Here is an 8,043-nt window from a genome sequence, read left to right on the forward strand (position 1 = left end):
GATAGCGGTAACAAAGGTGGCGGCTCGGCAGAATGGACTGGGATAAACTAAGAATCTTTCACGCTGTTGCGGATGCGGGATCTCTGACCCACGCAGGCGACACGCTGCATTTGTCGCAATCTGCGGTCAGTCGGCAAATTCGCGCCTTGGAAGAATCGCTCAATACCACGCTGTTTCACCGCCATGCGCGCGGGCTGATCCTGACCGAACAGGGCGAGCTTCTGTTTGACGCGACCAAATCCATGAACAAGCGGCTCGAAGCCGCCTCTGCGCGCATCCGCGACAGTGAAGAAGAAGTGTTCGGCGAGTTACGCGTGACCACAACCACAGGGTTCGGCACGCTGTGGCTGGCCCCGCGCCTGCCCAAACTCTATGAACTTTACCCCGACCTCAAGATCGACCTGATGCTAGAAGAGCGCGTGCTCGACCTGCCGATGCGCGAAGCTGATGTGGCGATCCGCATGAAAGAACCCAGCCAGGCCGATCTGATCCGCAAACGCCTGATGTCTGTGCGGATGCGGCTTTATGCATCGCCCTCCTATCTGGAAAAGAACGGCACGCCGACAGAATTGGAGCATATGCGCGATCACAGGCTGATCTGCCAAAGCCTCAACTCTATTCAGGTGGCCGCAGGTGCCACGCTTGTGCAGCATCTCATGACCTATGACATCCAGAACCTTTTCACAGTGAACAACTATTTCGGTGTGCTGCAAGGTGTCTTGAACAACATCGGAATCGGGATGCTGCCCGACTATGTCACCGAAGATTTTCCCGAACTTGTCCGCGTCCTGCCAGATCTGGAAAGCGGCGAGGTCCCCGTTTTTCTGGCCTACCCCGAAGAGTTGCGCCAATCCAAACGGATCGCCGCATTCCGCGATTTCGTACAAGAGGAAATCTTTGCTCACAGGCGAAAAATGCGCGAAGCAACAGAGCTTTGATCAACACCCATAAATTGTATTGAGGTCCGTTCCTTCGCACCGGTTGGATGTGAGCCATGCGCGCAACACATAGCGGGTTTGCGCACGCTTCATTCTATTTTTTCTTGAATGGTCAAAAAACGCGCACTATCTCCTCCCTTGAAGGCGATGATGCCGAAACGCTCATCATCTTCACCTCCCTGTTGGACTTCGCCGGGCCTTGTGCCCGGCTTTTTTCTTGGCAAATGGTGCTTTCCCATTGGCGCTTGCCTCGGTAAAAGGCGGCAACTGCCAAAGGGGTTATTATGCAAGAGCCAGCCATCACCGAAGACCTGATCGCATCCCACGGGCTCAAGCCTGATGAATATCAGCGCATTCTCGACATCATCGGGCGCACGCCGACCTTTACAGAGTTGGGCATTTTCTCGGCCATGTGGAACGAGCATTGCTCTTACAAATCCTCCAAGAAATGGCTGCGCACCCTGCCGACGACAGGCCCGCAGGTGATCTGCGGCCCCGGCGAGAACGCGGGCGTTGTCGATATTGGCGATGGTCAGGCGGTTGTCTTCAAGATGGAAAGCCACAACCACCCCAGCTATATCGAGCCCTATCAGGGTGCGGCCACTGGCGTGGGCGGTATTCTGCGGGATGTCTTTACAATGGGTGCACGTCCGATTGCGGCGATGAATTCGCTCTCTTTCGGCGCACCATCCCACCCCAAGACCAAACAACTGGTCAACGGCGTGGTTGCGGGTGTGGGCGGCTATGGCAATTGTTTTGGTGTGCCCACTGTCGGTGGTGAAGTCCGCTTTGACCCCGCCTATAACGGCAACTGCCTTGTGAACGCCTTTGCCGCCGGCCTTGCCGATGCAGACAAGATTTTCTATTCCGCCGCTTCCGGCGTCGGCATGCCTGTCGTCTATCTTGGCGCAAAGACAGGGCGCGATGGCGTCGGCGGCGCAACCATGGCCTCGGCCGAATTTGATGACACCATCGAGGAAAAGCGCCCCACTGTCCAAGTGGGTGACCCCTTCACCGAAAAGCGCCTGATGGAAGCGACGCTGGAATTGATGGCAACAGGTGCGGTGATTTCGATTCAGGACATGGGTGCCGCTGGCCTGACCTGTTCTGCGGTCGAAATGGGCGACAAAGGCGGCTTGGGTGTCCGCCTGAACCTGAACGCCGTGCCACAACGCGAAACAAATATGACCGCCTACGAGATGATGCTGTCCGAAAGCCAAGAGCGGATGCTGATGGTGCTCAAGCCGGAACTGGAGGCCGAAGCCCGTGCGGTTTTCGAAAAATGGGACCTCGATTTTGCTATCGTTGGGGAAACAATCGCCGAAGATCGTTTCATTGTTGAACACAATGGCGAGGTCAAGGCCGACCTGCCTTTGGCAACACTGTCTGGCTCTGCCCCCGAATACGACCGCCCTTGGGTGCCCACACCCGCCGCCGCCCCGCTGGGCGAGGTCACGGGCGTGCATCCGCTCGACGGGCTGAAGGCGCTGATCAGCAGCCCCAATTATGCAGGCAAGCAGTGGGTCTATGAACAATATGACCAGCAGGTTATGGGCGATACGGCCCGCACGCCCGGTCAGGGCTCTGGCATCGTGCGCGTACATGGTACCGATAAGTCACTGGCCTTCACAAGCGATGTGACCCCCCGCTATGTCAAAGCCAACCCCGTCGAAGGTGGCAAACAAGCGGTGGCCGAAGCCTACCGCAACCTGATTGCTGTCGGCGCGCGCCCCTTGGCGACCACTGACAATATGAACTTCGGAAACCCCGAAAAGCCTGAAATCATGGGGCAATTCGTGGGTGCGATTCAAGGGATCGGCGAAGCGGTCAAAGCGCTCGACATGCCGATCGTGTCTGGCAACGTCTCGCTTTACAATGAAACCGACGGCAAGGGCATTCTGCCGACCCCCACAATCGGGGCTGTCGGGATTATCAACCACCCTGACGAGATGATCATCGGTGACATCCGCGAGGGGCACCTGCTGCTGCTCTTGGGCGAAACGACCGGACATCTTGGGCAATCGGCCCTTTTGGCCGAAGTCTATGGGCGGGCCGAAGGCGACGCGCCCGCCGTCGATCTGACGGCAGAAAAGGCCCACGGCGATTTCATCCGCGCCAACCACAGCTATATCAAAGCCTGCACAGACCTCAGCGATGGCGGGCTTGCATTGGCCGCCTTCGAGATGGCAGAGGCCGCAGGCGTGGGGATCACTCTGGACGTCGAAGACACGCCCACGCTTTTTGGCGAAGATCAGGCGCGCTATCTGATCGCCTGCAACTTTGATCAGGCAGAGGGCTTGATGGTCGCGGCCAATCAGGCAGGCGTCACGCTGACGACTGTCGGGAAAGCAGGCGGCGATCAAGTGACCTTTGGGCGCCACAGCGCAGCTCTTGCGGATCTCGCCCAGATATTCCGCACGTCATTCGAGAAAGCGGTCGCCTGATCCGTCCCGCGATGGCGACACCACTTGCCCACCCGACGCGACGCACCTAGATTAAGACCAACCGATCAAAGGACGACCCATGGCCATCACCGCCCACGACATCGAAGAACTGCTGCGCGCCCATTTCCCCAATGCGACAATCGAGATCCAAGGGGACGATGGCGTGCACTTCCAAGGGATGGTGATCGACGAAAGCTTTCGCGGCATGAACCGGATCCAGCAACAACGGGCGGTCATGGCAGTAATCAAACCCAAGGTGGACAGCGGCGAAATTCACGCCCTTGGCCTTACCACCAAAGCCCCGGAGTAAACGGATATGTCAGCCCAAGACAAAATCAAAGAAACCGTCACGACCAATGACGTGGTCCTGTTCATGAAGGGCACAAAATCCATGCCGCAATGCGGGTTTTCGTCCCGTGTCGCCGGGGTTCTGAACTTCATGGGCGTTGATTTCGCCGATGTGAATGTGCTGGCAGATGACGACATCCGCCAAGGGATCAAAGATTACTCTGACTGGCCAACCATCCCGCAGCTTTATGTCAAAGGCGAATTTGTAGGTGGCTGTGACATCATCACAGAAATGACCCTGTCAGGCGAACTGGATACGCTGTTCTCGGAAAATGGCGTGACCTTCGACAAGGACGCCGCCGATAAAATCCGCGAAGCTAACGCCTAAACTGACCGGGAGGGCACCGCGCCCTCCCTCCCCTTAACGCGCTTCGACCTGATCGGCCAAAGCTTCGGCGCGGGCTGCAATTTCTGCAAGCGTATCAGTGATTTCAGCCGGAATAACCGGCACTTCAACGCGCATGGGTTCTGGCCGTGGCTGCGCCTGCATCATCTCGATCTGGGCGCGGGTCTTGGCCGCTTCCGCTTCAAGCTGGCGCACCTTGTCCTCAAGTCCTGCGGTTTTGTCAGCCAGCATCAGGCCCGCCATCAACAACATGCGCGATTCCGGCATCCGGCCGATCTGATCGGCCAAATGCGCCGCCTCGGCGTCCAGCATCGCGGCGGCGGAATGGAGGAAATGCTCTTCCCCGTCCTGACAGGCGACTTCGAATGTCCGTCCACCAATGGCGATCTCAACCTGCGGCATAGGGTGTCTCCTCGATAAGGGGCTTGAGTTCGGCAAGGATGGCGTCAACCTCTGCGGCGTCTGCGGAACGCTGTGCGTGCAGCGCTTCAATCTCGGCAGCGACGGCGGCATCGTGCAAAGCGGGTGCGAGACCGGTCGTCACCGCCTCGCGCAGCTTTGTATTCATATCCCGCAACTGCACGTTGGACGCCCGCAGTTGCTGTAGCTCTTCGTCCAGCTGCATCAGTTGATTGCGCTGGGTCTCGACCCGTGCAGTCAGGCTGGCAACCTGCGTATCCTGCCGTTCTTTCAGAAGACGGACGCGTTCAACCAATTCCGCGTTGCTTGCACGCTCTTCATCCAAGGCCACCTGCAAGGCCGCATCGGCAGCCCCGTCACCGACAGGCCGATCCAACCCGCGCCTGATACGATCCAGCGCCGCAGTAATGCGGCCCTCCAATGCACTGATATCACTCATCCGCTCGTCCTTTCGTGGCCTTTGGGTTTCCCCGGGCACGCGCCATTATTCTTTCGGCTATTCGCAATTTTGTCACTTCCGCAGAACGTAAACGACCGAATCGCGCCTCCATATGTCGAGGGTAAGCTATCGCCTGCCCCCTCGCAAACTGACAGGTGCCAAGAAAAAGAGCAACTTAGCTGTCATGCTTGATCTTGGGTAAGGGCCTGCTATGAGGCTGTCAGCCTCGACGTTCATCTTTGTAAATAGGACCTGACCACCTTGGATATTGCAGCCCTGCGCACCGCCCACCCCGACCATTGGATGAAAGCCACAGCCATCCGCACATTGACACTGGATGCAGTTGCCGCTGCGAACTCTGGCCACTCTGGTATGCCGATGGGCATGGCCGACGTGGCGACGGTGCTTTTTGAAAAGCACCTGAAGTTCGATCCCAAGGCCCCCGCATGGCCGGATCGTGACCGGTTTATCCTGTCGGCAGGCCACGGCTCGATGCTGCTGTATTCCCTGATGTACCTCACCGGCTATGAAGATATGCCGCTGGAAGAAATCAAGAACTTCCGTCAGTGGGGCGCAAAGACGGCAGGCCACCCCGAATACGGCCACGCCCGCGGCATCGAAACCACCACCGGTCCCCTGGGCCAAGGCATCGCCAACTCTGTCGGCTTTGCGATTGCCGAAGAAATCCAGCGCGCCACATGGGGCAAGAAGATCATCAACCACCACACTTACGTGATGGCCGGTGACGGTTGCCTGATGGAAGGCATCAGCCAGGAAGCCATCGCGCTGGCGGGTATGCAAAAGCTGTCCAATCTGATCGTGTTCTGGGACAACAACAACATCACCATCGACGGCACCGTCGATATCGCCGATATTACCAACCAGCAGATGCGCTTCGATGCCTCCGGCTGGCATGTCCAATCCATCGACGGTCATGACCCAGAGGCGATTGACGCCGCGATCACCATCGCCAAGCAAGACCCGCGCCCGTCGATGATTGCCTGCAAGACCCACATCGCATTGGGCCATGCGGCACAGGACACCTCCAAAGGCCACGGCGCATTGACCAACGCCGACCAGTTGAAAGCCGCGAAAGAGGCTTATGGCGCACCGATGGGTGACTTCGAAGTCGCACCGGATGTGCTCAAGCAGTGGGCCGCCATTGGCGCACGCGGCGCTGAAACGCGCAAAGCCTGGGAGGCGCGCTTTGCCGCCCTCTCCGCCAACAAACAGGCCGAGTTCAACCGCACCTATGCAGGCGAAGCCCCCAAAAAGCTGTCGGCCACCATCCGCGCCCTCAAAAAGCAGATCAGCGAAGGCGCGCCTTCGGTCGCGACCCGCAAGTCCTCGGAAATGACGCTGGAAGTCATCAATCCGATCATGCCCGAAACCATTGGCGGATCGGCTGACCTGACAGGCTCCAACAACACGTTGACCAAGGACATGGGCGTATTCCACCCCGACAACCGCAAGGGCCGCTATATCTACTACGGCGTGCGCGAACACGGGATGGCGGCTGCGATGAACGGCATGGCGCTGCATGGCGGTGCGCGGCCTTATGGCGGTACATTCATGTGTTTCACCGATTATGCGCGCGGCGCGATGCGTCTGTCTGCATTGATGGGTATTCCGACCACTTACGTCATGACCCACGACAGCATCGGGCTTGGCGAAGACGGCCCCACACACCAGCCGGTCGAGCATCTGGCCATGCTGCGTGCGACACCCAACATGAATGTCTTCCGCCCTGCCGATACAGTTGAAACGGCGGAAGCTTGGGAAATCGCGCTGACCGCGCAGAAAACACCCAGCGTACTGTCACTGACACGGCAAAACCTGCCCACCGTGCGGACCGAGCATAAGGCCAAGAACCTGACTGCCCAAGGCGCCTATGTGCTGGCCGACGCGATAGCCAAGCGGCAGGCGATCCTGCTGGCCACCGGTTCCGAGGTGTCCATTGCGATGGAAGCCCGCGATCTGTTGGAAGCCGAAGGGATCGGCACACGCGTGGTTTCCATGCCATGCTGGGAGCTGTTCGAGGAACAGGACGAAGCCTACCGCAAACGCGTCCTGCCCGGCGGCCCTGTGCGCGTCGCCATCGAGGCAGGCATCCGCTTTGGCTGGGACCGCTGGCTCTTTGGCGAGCGCGGCAAGCGCGAGAAGTCAGGGTTTATCGGGATGCACGGCTTCGGGGCTTCTGCGCCCGCCGAGGACCTGTTCGAGAAGTTCGGCATCACCGCCAAGGACACGGCGGAGAAGGTGAAATCGCTGTTGAAGTAAGACAAACAGGGCCATCGCAATGCGGTGGCCCTTCTTATTTGACAGACGCAATTTTGCTACCTTCGGAGATAGGTCTGCTTAGCGGACTTTGCTGCCGTCCACCACTTGAGCAAGAAGGGCTGCTTTCTGGCGATTTCGACGGTTTATTGATGCATGAAATTTATCATGGGGGTGTCGTGTAGCTAATATAACAGAAGCACTAGCTGCATGGTATCACTCGACGGAACCAATTGTTCCCTTCTCTTGTCACAATAAAACATTTTTGCGATTGTTCTCGGTCTCTTTCGGCAACTTCACAGGGCTCTTCTGCATAGAGAGCATCCTCATCATCGCCCCTATAGATAAAGCATTTTTTGACCGATTCTGGTGAATCTGAATTCTCGTTGCCAAAGAGATCAATGACAAAAACATCTTCAGCAACTAGGATAGCCGGCGTAATGCAAAGGAACCCTGCACTCAGGACCAGTATTATAGATGAGAAGCGCTGCATATCTCCATTTCCGTTAATCAGAGATGACATGAAATCGTGTCAGTGTTGGTAGGACAGTGTCCAACCGGAGTATACTAGAATTTCGGCTTTGCTGCCATTTGTGCTGTTCGCAGCACCGGTTATTCTGGGCTCTAACCTGCCATTCGCTGCATTCTGCGCGACGGTCTGCTGTTTCCTTCGGAACATTCCGCACAGCATACCCGTTATTGCTTGCACCCGTCAGCCGTGCCACTTTCGCTCCATGTGCAACCTTTATTCCATGACCTCTTCCCAGGCTGCGATCACGGATCTCGTCAAGCTTTGGCGCGATGATACGGGCAATCTACCGGCGATGCCTG

General features: G+C 57.7%; 9 protein-coding genes. 5 read left to right on the forward strand and 4 right to left on the reverse strand.

Going from position 1 to position 8,043, the window contains the following annotated elements; genetic code table 11:
* The first annotated feature begins 32 nt into the window (after nt 1–32).
* Nucleotides 33–938: a LysR family transcriptional regulator gene (locus NWQ23_RS08715; RefSeq protein ID WP_306165897.1), complete on the forward strand. Its 906-nt coding sequence runs from the start codon at nt 33–35 to the stop codon at nt 936–938.
* 89 nt (nt 939–1,027) lie between these two features.
* Here NWQ23_RS08715 and NWQ23_RS08720 read toward each other — a convergent pair whose 3' ends face one another.
* Complete coding sequence (locus NWQ23_RS08720; RefSeq protein ID WP_306165898.1) at nt 1,028–1,177, reverse strand: hypothetical protein; 150 nt, start codon at nt 1,175–1,177, stop codon at nt 1,028–1,030.
* A 45-nt stretch (nt 1,178–1,222) separates the two neighbouring features.
* Between NWQ23_RS08720 and purL the strand changes: the two genes are divergently transcribed.
* The 3 genes from purL to grxD all read left to right on the forward strand — a co-directional run bounded on the left by purL (nt 1,223) and on the right by grxD (nt 4,058).
* Complete coding sequence (gene purL, locus NWQ23_RS08725; protein WP_306165899.1) at nt 1,223–3,382, forward strand: phosphoribosylformylglycinamidine synthase subunit PurL; 2,160 nt, start codon at nt 1,223–1,225, stop codon at nt 3,380–3,382.
* A gap of 79 nt (nt 3,383–3,461) precedes the next feature.
* Complete coding sequence (locus NWQ23_RS08730) at nt 3,462–3,692, forward strand: BolA/IbaG family iron-sulfur metabolism protein (protein ID WP_306165900.1); 231 nt, start codon at nt 3,462–3,464, stop codon at nt 3,690–3,692.
* Nucleotides 3,693–3,698: 6 nt separating this feature from the next.
* Nucleotides 3,699–4,058, forward strand: coding sequence for a Grx4 family monothiol glutaredoxin (grxD, locus tag NWQ23_RS08735; protein ID WP_306165901.1), 360 nt, complete (start codon nt 3,699–3,701; stop codon nt 4,056–4,058).
* A gap of 33 nt (nt 4,059–4,091) precedes the next feature.
* On the opposite strand, the gene NWQ23_RS08740 is transcribed toward grxD, so the two are convergent.
* Together NWQ23_RS08740 and NWQ23_RS08745 are read right to left on the reverse strand one after the other, a co-directional pair.
* Entirely contained in the window at nt 4,092–4,478 is a 387-nt protein-coding gene (locus NWQ23_RS08740; RefSeq protein WP_306165902.1) for a cell division protein ZapA, read from the reverse strand.
* Nucleotides 4,465–4,935 (reverse strand): hypothetical protein, encoded by a 471-nt coding sequence (locus tag NWQ23_RS08745; protein ID WP_306165903.1) that lies wholly within the window; start codon nt 4,933–4,935, stop codon nt 4,465–4,467. The genes NWQ23_RS08740 and NWQ23_RS08745 overlap by 14 nt, the downstream gene beginning before the upstream one ends.
* A gap of 261 nt (nt 4,936–5,196) precedes the next feature.
* Between NWQ23_RS08745 and tkt the strand changes: the two genes are divergently transcribed.
* The gene (tkt, locus tag NWQ23_RS08750; protein WP_306165904.1) at nt 5,197–7,215 is read left to right on the forward strand and encodes a transketolase; all 2,019 of its coding nucleotides are present in this window, start codon (nt 5,197–5,199) and stop codon (nt 7,213–7,215) included.
* 199 nt (nt 7,216–7,414) lie between these two features.
* Here tkt and NWQ23_RS08755 read toward each other — a convergent pair whose 3' ends face one another.
* Nucleotides 7,415–7,735: a hypothetical protein gene (locus NWQ23_RS08755; protein WP_306165905.1), complete on the reverse strand. Its 321-nt coding sequence runs from the start codon at nt 7,733–7,735 to the stop codon at nt 7,415–7,417.
* Between the last annotated feature and the right edge of the window lie 308 nt (nt 7,736–8,043).

Origin of the sequence: Yoonia sp. (assembly GCF_030731595.1) — a bacterium.
GTDB lineage: Bacteria > Pseudomonadota > Alphaproteobacteria > Rhodobacterales > Rhodobacteraceae > Yoonia.

Excerpts from the sequence above, each read along its gene's own strand:
- NWQ23_RS08715 (WP_306165897.1), top strand. The coding sequence starts at position 33 with ATGGACTGGGATAAACTAAGAATCTTTCACGCTGTTGCGGATGCGGGA.
- NWQ23_RS08720 (WP_306165898.1), bottom strand. The coding sequence starts at position 1,177 with ATGGGAAAGCACCATTTGCCAAGAAAAAAGCCGGGCACAAGGCCCGGC.
- purL (WP_306165899.1), top strand. The coding sequence starts at position 1,223 with ATGCAAGAGCCAGCCATCACCGAAGACCTGATCGCATCCCACGGGCTC.
- NWQ23_RS08730 (WP_306165900.1), top strand. The coding sequence starts at position 3,462 with ATGGCCATCACCGCCCACGACATCGAAGAACTGCTGCGCGCCCATTTC.
- grxD (WP_306165901.1), top strand. The coding sequence starts at position 3,699 with ATGTCAGCCCAAGACAAAATCAAAGAAACCGTCACGACCAATGACGTG.
- NWQ23_RS08740 (WP_306165902.1), bottom strand. The coding sequence starts at position 4,478 with ATGCCGCAGGTTGAGATCGCCATTGGTGGACGGACATTCGAAGTCGCC.
- NWQ23_RS08745 (WP_306165903.1), bottom strand. The coding sequence starts at position 4,935 with ATGAGTGATATCAGTGCATTGGAGGGCCGCATTACTGCGGCGCTGGAT.
- NWQ23_RS08755 (WP_306165905.1), bottom strand. The coding sequence starts at position 7,735 with ATGTCATCTCTGATTAACGGAAATGGAGATATGCAGCGCTTCTCATCT.